Raw genomic sequence first — 16,816 nt, forward strand, 5'->3', positions numbered from 1 at the left:
TGGCCCTCCCCGAGAGGGGAAGGCTGCGTCTTACTGCGCGGTCGCGACTTTCTCTTCCATCTGCGGAATGACGACGGCGCCCGGACGGATGCGCTGCAAGCCGTTGACGACGATCTTTTCGCCGGCGGTGAGGCCGCTTTCAACCACCCGCTGGCCGTCAGCCAGAGCACCGAGCTGGACCTGCCGGTACGCGACCTTGTTGTCGCCGTCGACGACGAAGACGAACTTCTTGTCCTGGTCCGTGCCGACGGCGCGGTCGCTGATGACGATCTTGTTCTCAGCCTTCGGCTGGCCCATGCGCACGCGCACGAACTGGCCGGGGATAAGGCGTCCGCCCGGATTATCGAAGACGGCGCGCACCCTGATGGTGCCGCTCGATGCGTCGACCTCGTTGTCGATCAGCTGCAGCTTGCCCTTGATCGGCGTGCCTTCGTCGGCGAGCGTGCCGACCTCGACCGGAATCTCTTCGACGGGCGGCAGAGCGCCATCCGTCTGCGGCAACTGGGCGAGAGCGCGGGTCACCATCTCTTCGCTGGCGTTGAAGCTCGCATAGATCGGATCAACCGAAACGAGTGTCGTCAGCGCAGGCGAAGCCGATCCGGCCGCAACCAGGTTGCCTGTCGTCACCTCGATCTTGCCGATGCGGCCGGAAACCGGCGCCCGCACCTGAGTGTAATCGAGATTGAGCTGGGCCGACTGCAACGCAGCCTGCGCTGATCGCAGTCCTGCCTGCGCCTCGGCCAGCGCGCTCTGGCGCTGATCGAGATCGCTCTGGGAGATGGTGCGGTTGTCGGACAGCCTGCGGCCGCGGTCAAGCTCGGTCTGCGCCAGGCTGACCTTGGCTTCGGCCGAAGCGACCTGGCCTTGAGCCTGCGCCACGCTAGCCTGGTAAGGAGCCGGATCGATGGTGAAGAGCAGGTCACCCTGCTTCACCAGCGCCCCCTCACGGAAAGCCACCGAAAGGATGGCGCCTTCGACACGGGGACGGACCTGGACACGATCGACCGCTTCGAGACGGCCGGAAAAGGTCTCCCAGGCCGTCACGTCGCGGGCTTCGACCATGGCCACCGTCACCGGTACGGCAGGAGGCTGCGCGGGAGCGGAAGCTGCCGTAGCCGTCGTGCTCATCGGCAGCTCGAAAAACAATGCAGCGCCTGAAACGGACGCAATAAGTCCTATGCCGGCGCCCACGAGGGCCCAGCGCTTGCTTCTGGACGTCATCAGTACTCTCCTTGCGGCCTCAGGCCGCCGAAATATCAGATCTTCTTCAATGCAATTGCGGTTGGACGCTTACGTCCTGAAGGAAACTTCCGAAATGGCGGCTGACGTGTTCCTGCCAGTCGGGTGTCTCCCCAGATTTCCCACCATAAATCGAGGGCCAGCCCGTCCCGGCGGGAAGGACATGCTGGCGCACACCGACGCCGGCCTTTTTCAGGCGGGCACCGTAACCAAGTGTTTCGTCGTGCAGGGGATCATCCTCCGCGGTGAATATCAGCGCCGGCGCGACGCCTGAAAGACGCGAACAGAGGCAGGGGGCCGCGTAGGGGTGGCAGCCGCCACCGCTCAGATAATGGCTCCAGCCGTCCGCCCAGCGCTGCCGCATGCCGATCGCTTCGGCCTTGCGGATGGACGACGTGCCCATGAAGGGATCGAGCAGCGGTGAAATCAGTACTTGGCCGTCGAGCGCGTGCGGCATCTGATCGCGCGCCTTGAGCGCCACTCCGGCCGCGACATTGCCGCCCGCCTCCTCGCCGGCGACAAACAGCAGCGACTTCCGGTCGCCGAGACCGGCGGCGCGCTTGTTGGCGAGATAGGTGAAAACGGAGAAGGAGACTTCCAATGCCTTCGGAAAGAGGTTGCCGGACAGTGTGCTGTAGTCGACGGCGGCGACGATGGCGCCGGCTTTGGCGAGACTGACGGCAACCGGCCGGTCAACATTCGTTTCGCTGTCGAGAAATGCGCCCCCATGCAGGTAAAGCACGATGGGCGGACCCTTGCCGTAATCGGCGCCCTGGTAGACACGCGCGGAAACGGGGCCGATGGCCACCTTGTCCAGCATCATGTCCTTCCATTCTACCGTCATCGGTCCGGTCTCTTTGCACGCAACCGCAGGCACACAACACCTGCCGCTTGCATTTCGTATAAAAAAGATATTGTTATTCAGAACAGGGAATAAGAAGCAATATCACGATAACACTGTTCCGATTCTCGAATAATGGTGCAACGCAAACTGCGGATTGAAACCGATGGATCAACTTTCGGCAATGCGCGTCTTCATCCGCGTCGTGGAGACGGGCAACTTCACCCGCGCCGCCGACATGCTCGCCATGCCCAAGGCGACGGTGACCAACCTTATTCAGGGCCTCGAAGCGCATCTGCGCACCAAGCTCCTGAACCGCACCACGCGCCGGGTCATGGTGACCACCGACGGTGCACTTTATTACGAACGCGCCGCCCAGATCATCTCCGAGCTGGAGGAACTCGATGGCAGCCTCTCCAATTCGCAAAGCCTGCCGAGTGGGCGGTTGCGCATCGAAATGAGCGGCGCTTTTGCCGACGCCATTGTCGTTCCGGCACTTTGCGACTTCTACCAGCGCTATCCCGATATCCGTCTGGACCTGGGCGTCGGGGACCGCACGGTAGACTATCTGGTCGAAAACGTCGATTGCGCGCTGCGGGCCGGTACGCCCACCGATCAGTCACTGATCGCCCGGCGGGTTTCGGAGATGGAGCTGATCACCTGCGCTTCGCCGAGCTACATTCAGAAATTCGGCATGCCCGAACGGCCTGAGGATTTGGAGACCACGCACTACTCCGTCAATTATTTCCGCGCCCAGAACAACCGGACGCTGCCTTTCGAATTCCGCAGGGGCAACGAAATGGTCGAGACGACCCCACGCTGCATTGCCTCGGTCAATGACAGCCGCACCTATCTGACCGCGGCCCTGACGGGGCTCGGCGTCGCGCAGGTGCCGACCTTCATGGCGCGTGAACCGATGCGGCGGGGCGAACTCGTCCGCGTGCTGCCGGACTGGCGCCGTGACCCGGTGCCGCTCTATGTGGTCTATCCGCCGAACCGCCACCTCAGCAACAAAGTCCGCGTCTTCGTCGATTGGCTGGTCAAGCTCCTGGTCGAGGCCAAGCTGAACGATTTCTAGAGCATGCCACGCGGCGGCAAACAGAGACGGCCCGGAAGGCAGAGAAACCTTCGACGGGCCGTAAAATTTGAACATCGGACCTGTCGCGCCGCAGACTGGGCGCGGCAGGCTCTGGAGGTTCGGGAGAGAGCGTCAGGGAACTCCACTCTCTCGCGATAAAACAACTATAGGCACTCTCCACACGATTGTAAGGGGGGAGACCTACAATCTTCAATCACATGATTGCGATGAGGGCGCCTTCATCAGATCACGCCGCCGTTGGCGCGCAGTGTCTGACCATTGATCCAGCCGCCGTCCGGGCCGGCGAGAAAGGCGACTGCGGAGGCAATGTCCTCGGGCGATCCGAGCCGTTCCAGCGGATTCATCTTCGACATGCGGGTAATGAGTTCCTCCGTCTTGCCATTGAGGAAAAGATCGGTCGCCACCGGCCCGGGCGCAATGGCGTTGACGGTGATGTTACGGCCGCGCATCTCCTTGGCCATGATTGCCGTCAGCGTTTCGACGGCGGCCTTGGTGGCGGCGTAAACGCCGTAGGTTTCGAGCTTCAAGCCGACGACCGAAGTCGAAAAGTTGATGACCCTGCCGCCATCGCGCAGACGCCGGGCCGCTTCCCTGAGTGTATTGAACGTGCCCTTGAGATTGACGCCGATCTGGCGATCGAAGTTTTCGTCGTCAGTCTCGGCGAGCGGCGACAGCATCATGATGCCGGCATTGTTGACAAGCACATCAACGCCGCCAAAGGCGCCTTCCGCAGCGTCGAACATCCGCCGGACGGCTTCAGCATTGCTGACATCCGCCTTGGCCGTCAGCGCCCTGCCGCCAGCCTGTTCGATCTCCCGGGCGAGGTCCTCGGCCGCTGCCGCACTGCCGGCATAGTTGACGACGACGGTGAAACCCTCCCTGGCGAGGCGTCTGGCAACGGCCGCGCCGATACCGCGGGAAGCGCCGGTGACGAGTGCGACCTTGCTGTCTTTGTTGGAAGCCATTGTTCTTCTCCTTTTACGCCGCAGCGCGTTTTCGATGAGAAGAAGATGCGCCTTTTCTTGTGCCGGTTAATCGTGCATTCTCCGGCATCACTATCCGGAGAACACGAACAAACAAGATGGACAGATTCGATGCCATGCGTGTGTTCTGCCGTGTTGTGGAGCGCCGCAGCTTCACCCTCGCAGCGGAAGACACGGGCCTGCCGCGCTCGACCGTTACCGACGCGGTCAAGCAGCTCGAGGCCCGCCTCGGCGTGCGCCTGCTCCAGCGCACGACACGCCATGTCAGCCCGACGCTCGACGGCGAGGCCTACTACCAGCGCTGCCTGTCGATCCTCGCCGACATCGAGGATGCGGAAGGAGCCTTTGCAGGCGCCAGACCGAAAGGCCTGCTGCGCGTCGATCTGCACGGCACGCTCGCGCGCCATTTCGTGCTGCCGAGCCTGCCGTCCTTTCTGGAGACCTATCCCGAGATCGAGTTCTATATGAGCGAAGGCGATCGGCTGGTCGATCTGGTGCGCGAGGGCATCGATTGCGTGCTGCGCGTCGGCACGCCTGCCGACAGCGACATGGTCATCAGGCGCGTCGCCATGCTTGATGAGGTCACGCTCGCCTCTCCCGCCTATATCGCCGCCCGCGGCCCGCCGCAGCATCCTGACCGGCTTGCCGGCCATCGCATGGTCGGCTTCCACTCCAGCAGCACCGGCAGTCTGCTCCCGCTTGAATTCACCATCGGCGGTGCGGCACGTAACATAACCATTCCAGCGACGATCACGGTCAACGCCGCTGAAAGCTATGTTGCGGCAGCGAGGATGGGCCTCGGCCTGATTCACATCCCGCGCTACCACGCCGAAAAAGATCTGTCCGACGGCACGCTGGTCCACGTGCTCCGGGATTTTCCACCGACCCCGACCCCGGCTTCCCTGCTCTACCCCCGCAACCGCCAGCTTTCGCCCCGCGTCCGCGTTTTCATCGATTGGCTGGTGAAGCTCTTCGCTCGACAAAATTCCAAAAACACGCTTTGCTAATATAAGCGTTTAGGGGAAGAGCCATGGCACTCAGCGATATCACCGTCTACCAGACGGAAGATGGCTTCGTCGTCGAATTCGGCGGTGAGGGCGAAGACAGCATTGCCGTAACGCTGCGAAGCGCACCCGAACTGACATTGGAAAACGCGATCCGGCGTGCAAAGGCCCTGCTTGCGGCAGCAATCGAACCGGCCCATGGTGACGGCGCGCGCAGTAAGGATCCGGCCCTGCTCGAAGAGGAACTGGAGGAAGGCCTGGAAGATTCCTTCCCCGCGAGCGATCCGGTCTCGGTTACATCATCCTCGATCCCCATGCGTAATCCGAATGCCGGCCGCTGACGCGGCCAGCCCCATCAAGTGGTTTTGGGATGACGGCGGCGGCAGCGAATGTTATCTGCCTCGGTTATGACCGATGGTGGAATGACAAAAGGCGCGATCGGCGACGGCACGCTTGCCGGCGAAGGCCTCAGGGCGTTTTTCGAGCGCGATGCGATCACTGTGGCCCGCGCCCTGCTCGGCTGCCATCTGAGCGTGGATGGCGCCGGCGGCCGCATCACCGAGACCGAAGCCTATTTCCCCGATGACGAAGCCTCGCACAGTTTTCGCGGGCCCACCAGGCGCAATGGCGCCATGTTCGGCCGGCCCGGCAATGTCTACATCTACCGCATCTACGGCATGTACTGGTGCCTGAACTTCGTCTGTCATCCGGGCTCGGCCGTGCTGATCCGGGCGCTCGAGCCGGAAACGGGAATTGCCGCTATGACGGAGCGGCGCGGCACTGATATGCTGACGGCGCTCTGCAGCGGCCCGGGCAAGCTCTGCCAGGCGCTCGGCGTCGACATCGAAATCAATGACAGACTGCTCGACCGCCCGCCCTATGCGTTGACGCCGTCCACGCCGGTGCCGATTGTTGTGGGGAAACGCATCGGCATCACGAGAAATGCCGAAGCACCGTGGCGCTTCGGCATTCAGGGATCGCGTTTTCTCAGCAAGCCGTTTCGCTGATCACTCCATGACCGCACTGTGGTCGACGGCAGGCGCGGCCTTCGGCTTGCGCAGCAATAGCACCAGCGGAATGACCGCGAGCGACATCAGCATCAAGAGCTTGAAATCGTCCATATAGGCGATGATCGTCGATTGCAGCGTGATCATCTCGTTGAGCGAAGCGCGGCCGGCGGCCGTGAGCGGGCTCAACCCCTGCGCCGCGACAGCATTGAAGGCGTGGTTGAAAGGCGTCACATAGGCTGCGATCGACTCGTGATTGCTCTGCGTGTTCTCGACGATCAGTGCCGAGACGATCGAGATGCCGACCGCCGAGCCGATGTTTCGCGACAGATTATAGAGGCCGGTGCCGTCGCCACGCATTTGGGCGGGCAGCGTCGCGAAGGCGATCGTCGTCAGCGGCACGAAGAGAAAGCCGAGCCCGGCGCCCTGGATGAAGCCGACCGAGACGATCGTCCATTGCGAAACATCAGGCGTCCATCCCGTCATATCGTACATCGCCCAGGCAGTCAGGCCGAGACCGAGCACCAGCAGCAAGCGCGTATCGACCTTGCCGATCAGCCGCCCGGCAATGAACATACAGAGCATGGTGCCGAGCCCGCGCGGCCCCATGACGATGCCGGCGGTAATGACGGGATAGCCCATCAGCGTCTGCAGATAGGGGGTCATCAGCGCCAGCGAGGCGAGGTAGGTCACGCCAACCACGAAGATGAAGATCATGCTCACCGTGAAGTTCTGGTCGAGTAACAGCTTCGGATTGACGAAGGATTTCTCTGCGGTGAGCGTGTGCACCAGAAGCAGATAGAAGGCGGCGGCGCAGACAATCGCTTCGACCACGATCTCGCCCGAAGAGAACCAGTCGAGCTGCTCGCCGCGATCGAGGAAGAGCTGCAGCGCGGCGATGAACAGGCTCATCATCCCGAAGCCGAACCAGTCGAGTTTGGCGCGCGCATCCCGCTTGGTCTCGGCAACGAAGACAACGATGCCCATGAAGGCGAGCGCGCCGATCGGCACGTTGATATAGAACACCCAGCGCCAGCTGATATTGTCGGTCAGCCAGCCGCCGATGACCGGGCCGAGCACCGGCCCGACCATGACCGAGACGCCGAAAAGCGCCATGGCCGAGCCGCGTTCCTCCACCGTATAGATGTCGAGGAGAATGCCCTGGGAAAGCGGCACCAGCGAGGCGCCGAACAGGCCCTGCAGCAGGCGGAAGGCAACGATCTGGTTCAGCGATTGCGCCAGGCCGCAGAGAACGGAGGCGGCCACGAAGCCAGCGATAGCGACGAGCAGCACGCGCTTGCGGCCGAATTTGGCGGCGAGGAAACCGGAGGGCGGTGTCATGATCGCCGCCGCAACGATGTAGGAGGTGAGCACCCAGTTGATCTGGTCGGCGGAGGCCGACACGCTGCCCTGGATATAGGGCAGCGCCACGTTGGCGATCGTCGTGTCCAGCGCCTGCATGATGACGGCGAGAATGACGCAGGCCGTGATCGCGCCGCGATTGGCGACCCGGGTCGCCGGAGATACAGGAGCGTTACTCATGGTCCTTGCCCTGAGGCCAGCCCAGAAGCGTGTTGACGAAATCGGGCAGGCCGCGGGCATGGCCGGTATCGACATCGACGACCGTGCTCATGCCGACGCGCAACGGCGGCTTGCCTGCGGCATCCTCGATGCTGACGCGCATCGGAATACGCTGCACGACCTTCACCCAGTTGCCGGTGGTGTTCTGCGCCGGCAACAGCGAGAAGCTGGAACTCGAAGCCGGGCTGATGCTCTCGACCTTGCCCTTCCAGGTCACGCCGGGATAAGTGTCGACATGGATCTCGGCCGACTGCCCAGGCTTGACATAAGTCAGCTCGGTTTCCTTCGGGCTGGCGGCGATCCACAAATGGTCGGAAGCGACGAGCGAGAAGGCCTGCTGCGAGGCCTGCAGGTACGAGCCGACCTGCAGCGCGTTGACATTGGTGACGATGCCGTCGAAGGGCGCCTTGACGACACTGTGGTCGAACTCGCGCTGGGCGTTGTCGACCTGCGATTTGGCCTGCAGGTAGAGCGGGTTTTCCTCGACCGGCTGGTCGGCCCTGCCGCCGAGCTGGGCGAGCGTCGTTGCTGCTTCCGCCTTGGCGACGGCAACCTTCTGCTGAGCGGCCTCGAGATTGTGCTTGGCCTCGTCATAGGCCGATTGCGTCGCGCTGCCGTTGTTGACGAGGGCCTGCTGCCGGTCGAACTGATCCTGGTAATAGGGCAGATCGGCTTGCGCCTGCGTGATCTCGGCAAGCGACTGCTGATAGCTGGCCTTGAGGTTCATGATCTGATTGCGCTGCACGCCGAGCTGCGCCTTGGCGCCGTCGAGCGCGATCTTGAAGGAATCGGCCCTCAGGCTGAAGAGCACCTGCCCCGCCTTGACCGCCTCGTTTTCATGCACGTCGATCCGGTCGACGATGCCCGAGACATCCGTGGTGACCCCGACCATATCGGCCTGGATATAGGCGTTGTCGGTCGACATCACCTGACCGCCATTGACGTAATAATAACCGCCGACAACGAGCGCGACCGGCAGCAGGGCGAAGAGAACGGGCCGCGTGAGACTGCGCTGGCGGCGGACCTTGTTGCCGCCAGGCGCAGCCACGGCGACAGCCGGCGCTGAACTGGATGAAGGCGCTTCGGCTACCGTTTCCTGCTGTTTCGCTTCATTTTCTTCAATACGTGACTTTGCATTGGCGTCGGCAACGACGCGGAGCGGAGATTGATCAGCCATCGTTCATCTCATTCTCGTCAACCGGGGTCCGGCATGCCTGGACCAGGTTGGTCTTCATTACGGACAGGATGTGGAAAAGCTGCTCACGCTGCTCGACTGACACACCTTCCAGCGCCTCTGCGCGGGTCACATCGCCAAGTTCGCGCATTTCGGCGAGCAGAGGATGCGCTTCGTCGCGCATGTAGAGCAGCCAGATCCGCCGGTCGGTCGGATGCTGGCGGCGCTCAATGAGCCCGCGTTCAGCGAGTTTGTCGAGAATACGCACCAGCGTGATCGGCTCGACTTCGAGAATTTCGGCAAGGCCGCTCTGGTGGATCCCCTCGTTATTCGAGAGATAGGCGAGCGTCTGCCATTGCGAACGTGTCAGCCCAAGACACTTGGCGCGTTGCTCGAAGCGCTTGCGCAGCAGTCGTGCGACATCGTGGAGAAGGAATCCGAGTGTGGGCGTGGCGTTCATGGAAACCTATGCGATATTTATAAGCATACTTATGATGTGCTCACATATTGAGCGCAGACGGTCACACAAGAGCGTAGGCCGCAGATTCTGCAACCGGGGCCAAAATGCCGCAGCCCGCAGCCGGCAGCTTGCCGTCCCTCACAGCTTTAGGCTCGAACAGTGGCCGCGGCATTGCCTGGCCCTAGTTTCTGGCAAGAACTATCCGCTGAAATGGTCTGGAGGGCCTATGGCGTTCTTCGAAAGCATGCTGACGCTGCTCTTGGTGGCGATCATCTTCCTGCAATTCTCCAGGAAGTTCCGTGTGCCTTATCCGACCATGCTGGCAATCGCCGGTATCATTGTCGCTGCTTTCCCGTGGGCTCCGGAGGTGGCGATCGATCCCAGGCTTGCGCTGGCGCTCTTCATCGCACCCGTACTTTTCGACGCCGCCTACGATTTGCCGCCGAGGACGTTGAGGCGCAACTGGCTGCCGCTCTTTTCGCTTGCCGCAATCGCCGTCATTTTGACGGCCGCGTCCGTTGCCGCCGTCGGCGTCGCAATGGCCGGCCTGCCGCTTGCCGTGGCCGTCGCACTCGGCGCCATCGTGGCGCCGCCGGATGCGGTCGCGGCGACCGTCATGCTCGACCGCTTCAATCTGCCCCGCCAGACCTATGTAATCCTCAAGGGCGAGAGTCTGCTCAACGATGCCGTCGCCCTCCTCATCTTCAGCGCCGCAGTGGCGGCCGCCACCAGCCCCGCCTTCCTCACCGGCATTCTGGCAGAATTGACGCTGGCAGCGCCGGGTGGTCTCATCCTCGGTTATCTTCTCGGCCGTCTCTACATGATCGTCGGTCTGAAGCTCGCCGGCACGCTCGGCGGCACACTGCTCGAGTTCGTCGCCACCTTCGGCACGTGGATCATCGCCGAGCGACTGCACCTTTCGGCGATCCTGGCGATCGTCGCATATGCCATGGTGATCGCCCGCTACATGCCGGAGCGGCAGACGGCCCGCCACCGCATTCATTCCTATTCGGTTTGGGAAGCCGCGGTTTTCCTGCTTAACGTGCTCGCCTTCCTGCTGATGGGCTTGCAGGTCCGCCAGATCGTCCTCGATCTCGATCCCGGCCGGCTGAGTTTTGCGATCACCTTGGCAACCGCGGTCTTTGTCACCGTCATCGTCGTGCGCCTAGCATGGGTGCTCGTCTATAACCGCGCCATCACCTTTCTTGCCGAGCGCGGTCTCACGACACAAGCCGCTCCCTCATTTGCTGCGAGCTTGCTTGCCGGCTGGTGTGGCATGCGCGGTCTCGTCACGCTGGCAACTGCGCTCGCCCTGCCGATCGACTTCCATGATCGCGATATCATCCTGCTCAGCGCGCTGGCCGTCGTTCTCGGCACGCTCATCGTCCAGGGGCTGACGCTCGCGCCGCTGATCCGCTTCCTGAAATTCGATCCGGACAAATCCCTGAACCGCGATCTCACCAAAGCCCGCGTGGCATTGATCGACGCGGCTCTTGCCGAGCTTGAAGGCGAGGACAAATCCACCCGAATCCTGCGCGACGTCTACACCTCCGAGCGTGAGATTGCTGCGGACGGAAGACACCCGCGCGAGGTCAGCAGGCTCGACAGGCAGCGCCGCAGCGTCATCGCCGCGAAACGCCGAAAACTGGCGGAGATGCGTCGTGCCGGCGAGATTGATGACGATGTTTTCCATGCGTTGGAACAGGAGCTCGACTGGGCAGAGCTCGCCGTCCTGCCGCCCGGCCGCGACGAAATCGTCGAGAGCTGACGCCGCCAGTGAGTTTTGACGGATCGCTGAACGGCAGCCAATTGGCATTTGCTATTTTTCGCCGCTGCCGTTTATATCCAGTTTCATAGCGTTACGATTTTTCCGATTTGCATTGCATGCCGGCCTTCCTTTCCAGAATTGAACGCCGGGGGGATCACGGAGGCAAGGCCTTCGTTCAAAGCAGCAAGACATGAATAGCATCACTTCATCTTAAGTTCGGTGGCAGTCGATCGGCCATCGCGATTGGAGGGACCGATTATGAGTTTCGCGCTTCGACGGATATTAATGCTCGGCTGCATCGCCACGTTCATGCCTCTGGTCGCGATGGCGCAGGGCGCACCGTCCGCCCCTCCCCCTGTCACGGTCGCAAAGCCGGTGGTGCGCGATGTCATCGACAATGACGAATTCATCGGCCGTTTCCAGCCGGTCGACGAAGTCTCCGTGCGTTCGCGCGTCGGGGGCTACCTACAGGAAGTCCATTTCGAGGACGGCGCCTTGGTCAAACAGGGCGACCTGCTCTTCGTCATCGACCAGCGGCCGTTCGTCACCGCGCTCAACCAGGCAAAGGCCACGCTCGAAGCGTCGCAGTCCACTCTTGTCTTCGCCGACGCTCAGTACAAGCGCGCCCAGTCTCTCGCTTCGAGCGGCAGCCAATCCGCGCAGACGCTGGACGATCGCCGCCGCGAATTCGATTCCGCTGAGGCCAATGTCCGCGGCGCTCAGGCCGCGGCCGACCGCGCGGCTCTCGATCTCGAATATACCGAGATCCGGGCGCCACTCAGCGGCCGTATCGACCGCCGCTTGCTCTCGACCGGCAATCTCGTGCAGGCCGACCAGACGGTGCTCACGACGATCGTCTCCCTCGATCCGATCGACTTCTATTTCGATGTCGACGAGCGCCGCCTGCTGAATTTCGCCGACACCGCACGCAAGCAGGGCAAGGACCTGCAGCTCGGAGGCGGCGGTGTCGACGTAACCGTCACGATCTCCGATCCGACCGCCAAACCTTTTATGGGGAAGCTCGATTTTGCCGAGAACCGGGTGGACAACGAGAGCGGCACCATCCGCATCCGCGCCCGCCTTGCAAATCCTGATCTCGTCCTGCAGCCGGGCCTGTTCGGCCGTGTGCAGGTCGCAGCCTCCAATACATACAAGGCCATCCTCGTCCCGGACGAGGCTATCGGCTCGGACCAGAATGAACGTGTCGTCTATGTGGTCGACGCGCAAGGCAAGGTTTCGACCAAGCCCGTGAGGCCCGGACCGCGGCTCTACGGCTATCGCGTCATCCGTGAAGGCCTCGACGGCAACGAGACGATCATCGTCAACGGGCTGATGCGCGCCCGGCCTGGCTCGACCATCACGCCTCAGATGAGCGAACTGCCGCAGGAGCGGCAGGACACTGCGCCTGAATCTGCGAATGCGGAGACCGGACAATGAGATTTGCGCACTTTTTCGTGGACCGGCCGATCTTCGCGGCCGTCATTTCCATCCTCTTTCTGGTCGTCGGCGGCATCGCCTATACGCAGCTGCCGGTCTCTCAATATCCGGAGATCGCGCCGCCCACCATCGTCGTGCGCACCTCCTATCCGGGCGCCGACCCGCAGACCATCGCCGACACCGTTTCGACCCCACTCGAGCAGCAGATCAACGGCGTCGAAGACATGCTTTACATGTCTTCCTATTCCAGCGCCGACGGCGCCATGTCGCTGACGATCACCTTCAAGCTCGGCACCGATCTCGATAAGGTGCAAGTCCTAGTCCAGAACCGCGTTTCCATCGCCCTTCCCCGCCTTCCCGAGGAAGTCCAGCGCCTCGGCGTGACCACGGACAAGAGCTCGCCCGACCTGATGATGGTGGTGCACCTCCTGTCGCCATCGCATCGCTACGACCAGCTCTACGTCTCCAACTACGCCCGCAACCGCATCCGCGACGTTCTCGTGCGTCTCGACGGCGTCGGCGACGTGCAGATCTTCGGCGAACGCCAGTATTCGATGCGCATCTGGCTCGATCCGGAAAAGCTCTCCGCCTACGGCATGACGTCCGACGACGTCGTTTCGGCCTTGAGAGACCAGAACGTCCAGGTATCGGGCGGCAAGATCGGCGCACCGCCGGTGACCGGCAGGAACGCGTTCGAATATACGGTGCGAACGGACGGGCGCTTTTCCGATGTGCGCGAGTTCCGCTATGTCATCGTCAAATCGACGGGAGCAGGCCGGCTCGTGCAACTGCAGGATGTAGCCCGCATCGAACTTGGCGCCCAGGACTACGTCACCAACAGCTATCTCAACAACGACCCTGCGGTCGCGCTCGGCATCTTCGCCCGGCCGGGAACCAATGCACTCGACACGGCCCACCAGGTCCAGACGCTGATGAAGGATATCTCCCAGAATTTCCCAGAAGGGCTGGAATATCGCATCGTTTACGACACGACCGAATTCATCTCGGACTCGATCAACGAGGTCTATAGAACCATCGCCGAAGCGGCCATCCTGGTGGCGATCGTCGTTCTGGTTTTCCTGCAATCCTGGCGGACCGCGATCATACCGATTGTCGCCATTCCCGTCTCGCTGATCGGCACCTTCGCGGTTCTGCTCGCCTTCGGCTTTTCGCTCAACATGCTGACGCTCTTCGGCCTCGTGCTGGCGATCGGCATCGTCGTCGACGATGCGATCGTGGTGGTGGAAAACGTCGAGCGAAATCTGGCGCGCGGAATGACGCCGAGGCAGGCGTCGCACGTGACGATGGACGAAGTCGGAACCGCTGTCGTGGCGATCTCGCTGGTCCTGATCGCGGTATTCGTGCCGACGGCTTTCATCCCCGGCATATCGGGCCAGTTCTACAGGCAGTTCGCCGTGACGATCTCCGTCACCACTGCCATATCGGCCTTGAACTCCCTGACGCTTTCGCCGGCCCTCGCGGGCATATTGCTGAAAGCCCATGATCACCAGACGAAGCGCAAGAGCATCGCCTCACGGCTGGGGACAGGTCTTGCAAGCGGCTTCAATCGCGGCTTCGACCGGATGAGTTCGGGCTACTCATGGATTGTCCGGCACCTTGTCAGAAGCTGGGTAGGCCTGACCTGCTCGATGCTCGCCTTTGCCGCCCTTCTGGGCGCAACATGGTACATGAGCACCAGGGTTCCCTCGGGCTTCATCCCCACTATGGACCAGGGTTACGCGATCATCGTCGTGCAGCTTCCCGACGGTGCCTCGCTTGCGCGTACCGATGCAGTCGTCAAAAAGGTGGGTGATATCGCCCGAACCGTGCCCGGCGTCGGCAACGCCGTGCAGTTTGCCGGCTTCAGCGGAGCGACGTTTACCAATGCTTCGAATTCGGGCGTTGTCTTCGTTCCGTTCAAATCCTTTGCCGAACGCGAGGAAGGCGGAGAGAACGCCAACAAGATCATCGGCGAACTCTTCGGCAAGCTGCAGAGCATCCAGGAAGCCTTCATCATTGCCATCCCCCCGCCGTCCGTGCGCGGCGTCGGCAACTCCGGCGGCTTCAAGATGCAGATTTCCGATCTTGAAAACCCTGAAATGACGCGCGTGCTCGGCCTTGCCCGCCAGATGATGGGGGCGGCGGCTACGACCGAGGGTCTCACCGGTGTCTTCACGACGTTCTCCGATGCCAGCCCGCAATATTTCCTTTCGATCGACCGCGACAAGGCGCGCTTCCTGAACGTGCCGATCCCCAATATCTTCAATGCGCTTTCGATCAATCTCGGCGTAGCTTACGTCAATGATTTCAACGCATTCGGCCGTGTCTACCAGGTCCGCGCCCAGGCAGACCGACAATACCGGATGGACAAGGAAGACATCCTCGCCCTGAAGGTGCGCTCGGCCACCGGTGCGCTCGTGCCTTTGGGAACGCTGATGGACATTCAGGATTCCAGCGGACCGGCGCTTGTCCAGCGCTATAACATGTATGTCTCGGTGCCGCTCCAAGGCAATCCGACGCCCGGCACCTCGACCGGCGATGCCATCAAAAAGATGGAGGAACTGGCCGCCAAGATCCTGCCGCCGGGAACGACTTTCGAATGGACGGAACTCGCCTATCAGGAGACTCATACCGGCAACACCGCCGTCTATATCTTCGCCCTCTCCGTCATTTTCGTCTTCCTGGCGCTGGCCGCCCAATATGAAAGCTGGGTTCTGCCCCTTGCGATCATTCTCATCGTTCCGCTTGCTGTACTCGCGGCGCTGATTGGAGTGTGGCTCAGAGGCATGGACAACAACGTCCTCACCCAGATCGGCCTGATCGTCCTGATCGGACTGGCGGCGAAGAACGCCATTCTGATCGTCGAATTTGCAAGACAGGCGGAAGAGGAAGGCAAATCGCCGGTGGAGGCCGCAATCGAGGCCAGCCATCTTCGCCTGCGCCCGATTTTGATGACGGCATTCGCCTTCATCTTCGGCGTTCTGCCGCTTGCCATCGCCACCGGCCCCGGCGCCGAAATGCGTCAGTCACTCGGAACAGCCGTTTTCTCGGGCATGCTCGGCGTGACGCTCTTCGGCCTGTTCCTGACGCCGGTGTTCTACGTCGTGCTGCGCGGCCGACGCCGCAGCCGCTTGGTTGAAAGGCCTGTCGAAGCCGTTCCGGCCGAAAGGGAGACAGTCTGATCACTCTAGCCTGGCGCAAAAGTGTGCAGCGGTTTTGCGGCAACGACATGTTTGAAAACCAAGACTCAAGCGCAGGGGAGAATCTGAAAGATTGCGACGCGCTTTATGACACAGCCTCGTGCTGGGACGATGTCAGGTGGAAAATAGATGCACCCGGCCCTGCCAGAACCGTGCGACGGTCAGCTTGCCGCTGCGAAAGGCGCGTGTATCGAGATTGAGCCGCCTCGGGCGAATGTCAGGCTCATCGCTGGGCGTATGGCCATGCACGACGAGCTTCGGCAAAGGAACCCTGCTTTCGAGAAAGCGGTGGCGGATAAGGACCAGGTCCTCCTCCGTCTGCGCGGAGAGCGGCAGCATCGGATCGATGCCGGCATGCACGAACACCACGCTCGGTGTGTCCAGCATGATCGGCAGCGCCCGCATGAAATCGATATGCGTATGCGGCAGCGACTGCCGCAGAAAGGCGTCGAGCTGCGCGCCGGAGGGGAAGACGAGCGGCAGATGCTCCGGATCGAGCCCATAGGATTTAAGCGATTCCGCCGATCCCATCCGCATCCAGTCGTCATAAGGGAGCCAGCCGTCGACATAATCGAGCATGGCGATCTCGTGATTACCGGCAAGACAGATACGGTCGAAACCGTCAGGCGGCGGCTCCATGAGGTGAGTGATGACCTGTGCCGATTCCGGGCCCCGGTCGATATAGTCACCCAGCGTCACGATCAGCTTTTGCCCGGGCAATCGCTCGCCATCTTGCAGAATCGCCTCCTCAGCTTTCAGAAGCAGGTCGTAGCGGCCGTGAATGTCGCCGATCGCATAAGTTGGAATCTCGGCGATATCCAGCGTCAGGCGCGGTCTCGGCTGGCGCCCCATTTTCCAAACCTCGCTATGGCGAGCAAGTGCTTCACCCATCATATTCCTCGATTGGATAGCCCGGTTAACCATAAGTAGAGTGCAAGGCGAGGCGATCAAGTTGGTGAGAAAATTCGAAGCTTTGGGTTTTTCTGGAAAAACCGTTCTTATCATCCGGACGAAAATCCCTCA

Annotated in this window: 14 protein-coding genes; 7 read left to right on the forward strand and 7 right to left on the reverse strand. The window is 61.8% G+C overall.

The features are described from left to right. Positions 1-30: 30 nt before the first annotated feature. Together NXC14_RS17530 and NXC14_RS17535 are read right to left on the reverse strand one after the other, a co-directional pair. The gene (locus tag NXC14_RS17530) at positions 31-1,221 is read right to left on the reverse strand and encodes an efflux RND transporter periplasmic adaptor subunit (protein WP_085779212.1); all 1,191 of its coding nucleotides are present in this window, start codon (positions 1,219-1,221) and stop codon (positions 31-33) included. 46 nt (positions 1,222-1,267) lie between these two features. Then, positions 1,268-2,083, reverse strand: coding sequence for an alpha/beta hydrolase (locus tag NXC14_RS17535; protein WP_085779213.1), 816 nt, complete (start codon positions 2,081-2,083; stop codon positions 1,268-1,270). Positions 2,084-2,246: 163 nt separating this feature from the next. Here NXC14_RS17535 and NXC14_RS17540 point away from each other — a divergent pair, with 163 nt between their 5' ends. Beyond that, positions 2,247-3,158, forward strand: coding sequence for a LysR family transcriptional regulator (locus tag NXC14_RS17540; RefSeq protein ID WP_085779214.1), 912 nt, complete (start codon positions 2,247-2,249; stop codon positions 3,156-3,158). Between the two features lie 242 nt (positions 3,159-3,400). Here NXC14_RS17540 and NXC14_RS17545 read toward each other — a convergent pair whose 3' ends face one another. Continuing rightward, complete coding sequence (locus NXC14_RS17545; RefSeq protein WP_085779215.1) at positions 3,401-4,144, reverse strand: SDR family oxidoreductase; 744 nt, start codon at positions 4,142-4,144, stop codon at positions 3,401-3,403. Between the two features lie 116 nt (positions 4,145-4,260). Here NXC14_RS17545 and NXC14_RS17550 point away from each other — a divergent pair, with 116 nt between their 5' ends. The 3 genes from NXC14_RS17550 to NXC14_RS17560 all read left to right on the forward strand — a co-directional run bounded on the left by NXC14_RS17550 (position 4,261) and on the right by NXC14_RS17560 (position 6,173). Continuing rightward, complete coding sequence (locus NXC14_RS17550; protein ID WP_085779216.1) at positions 4,261-5,169, forward strand: LysR family transcriptional regulator; 909 nt, start codon at positions 4,261-4,263, stop codon at positions 5,167-5,169. A 23-nt stretch (positions 5,170-5,192) separates the two neighbouring features. Then, positions 5,193-5,507, forward strand: coding sequence for a hypothetical protein (locus NXC14_RS17555; RefSeq protein ID WP_085779217.1), 315 nt, complete (start codon positions 5,193-5,195; stop codon positions 5,505-5,507). A 66-nt stretch (positions 5,508-5,573) separates the two neighbouring features. Further along, positions 5,574-6,173, forward strand: coding sequence for a DNA-3-methyladenine glycosylase (locus tag NXC14_RS17560; protein WP_198175532.1), 600 nt, complete (start codon positions 5,574-5,576; stop codon positions 6,171-6,173). On the opposite strand, the gene NXC14_RS17565 is transcribed toward NXC14_RS17560, so the two are convergent. From NXC14_RS17565 to NXC14_RS17575, 3 genes are read right to left on the reverse strand one after another with little or no spacing between them, the layout of a single operon-like run. Further along, positions 6,174-7,715 (reverse strand): DHA2 family efflux MFS transporter permease subunit, encoded by a 1,542-nt coding sequence (locus NXC14_RS17565; protein ID WP_085779219.1) that lies wholly within the window; start codon positions 7,713-7,715, stop codon positions 6,174-6,176. It abuts the gene before it with no gap. Then, positions 7,708-8,931, reverse strand: a complete 1,224-nt coding sequence (locus NXC14_RS17570) for an HlyD family secretion protein (RefSeq protein ID WP_085779220.1) — start codon at positions 8,929-8,931, stop codon at positions 7,708-7,710. The genes NXC14_RS17565 and NXC14_RS17570 overlap by 8 nt, the downstream gene beginning before the upstream one ends. Next, positions 8,924-9,388 (reverse strand): MarR family transcriptional regulator, encoded by a 465-nt coding sequence (locus tag NXC14_RS17575; RefSeq protein WP_020922126.1) that lies wholly within the window; start codon positions 9,386-9,388, stop codon positions 8,924-8,926. Before NXC14_RS17575 ends, NXC14_RS17570 begins: the two co-directional genes overlap by 8 nt. A 226-nt stretch (positions 9,389-9,614) precedes the next feature. On the opposite strand from NXC14_RS17575, the gene NXC14_RS17580 reads away from it, so the two are divergent. The 3 genes from NXC14_RS17580 to NXC14_RS17590 all read left to right on the forward strand — a co-directional run bounded on the left by NXC14_RS17580 (position 9,615) and on the right by NXC14_RS17590 (position 15,775). Then, positions 9,615-11,156, forward strand: coding sequence for a cation:proton antiporter (locus NXC14_RS17580; RefSeq protein ID WP_085779221.1), 1,542 nt, complete (start codon positions 9,615-9,617; stop codon positions 11,154-11,156). A gap of 258 nt (positions 11,157-11,414) precedes the next feature. After that, positions 11,415-12,593 (forward strand): efflux RND transporter periplasmic adaptor subunit, encoded by a 1,179-nt coding sequence (locus NXC14_RS17585; RefSeq protein ID WP_085779222.1) that lies wholly within the window; start codon positions 11,415-11,417, stop codon positions 12,591-12,593. Continuing rightward, entirely contained in the window at positions 12,590-15,775 is a 3,186-nt protein-coding gene (locus NXC14_RS17590; protein WP_085779223.1) for a multidrug efflux RND transporter permease subunit, read from the forward strand. The genes NXC14_RS17585 and NXC14_RS17590 overlap by 4 nt, the downstream gene beginning before the upstream one ends. 132 nt (positions 15,776-15,907) lie before the next feature. Here NXC14_RS17590 and NXC14_RS17595 read toward each other — a convergent pair whose 3' ends face one another. After that, positions 15,908-16,684 (reverse strand): metallophosphoesterase family protein, encoded by a 777-nt coding sequence (locus NXC14_RS17595; protein ID WP_198175463.1) that lies wholly within the window; start codon positions 16,682-16,684, stop codon positions 15,908-15,910. Between the last annotated feature and the right edge of the window lie 132 nt (positions 16,685-16,816).

The organism is Rhizobium sp. NXC14, from assembly GCF_002117485.1.
In the GTDB taxonomy this organism is placed as follows: Bacteria; Pseudomonadota; Alphaproteobacteria; order Rhizobiales; family Rhizobiaceae; genus Rhizobium.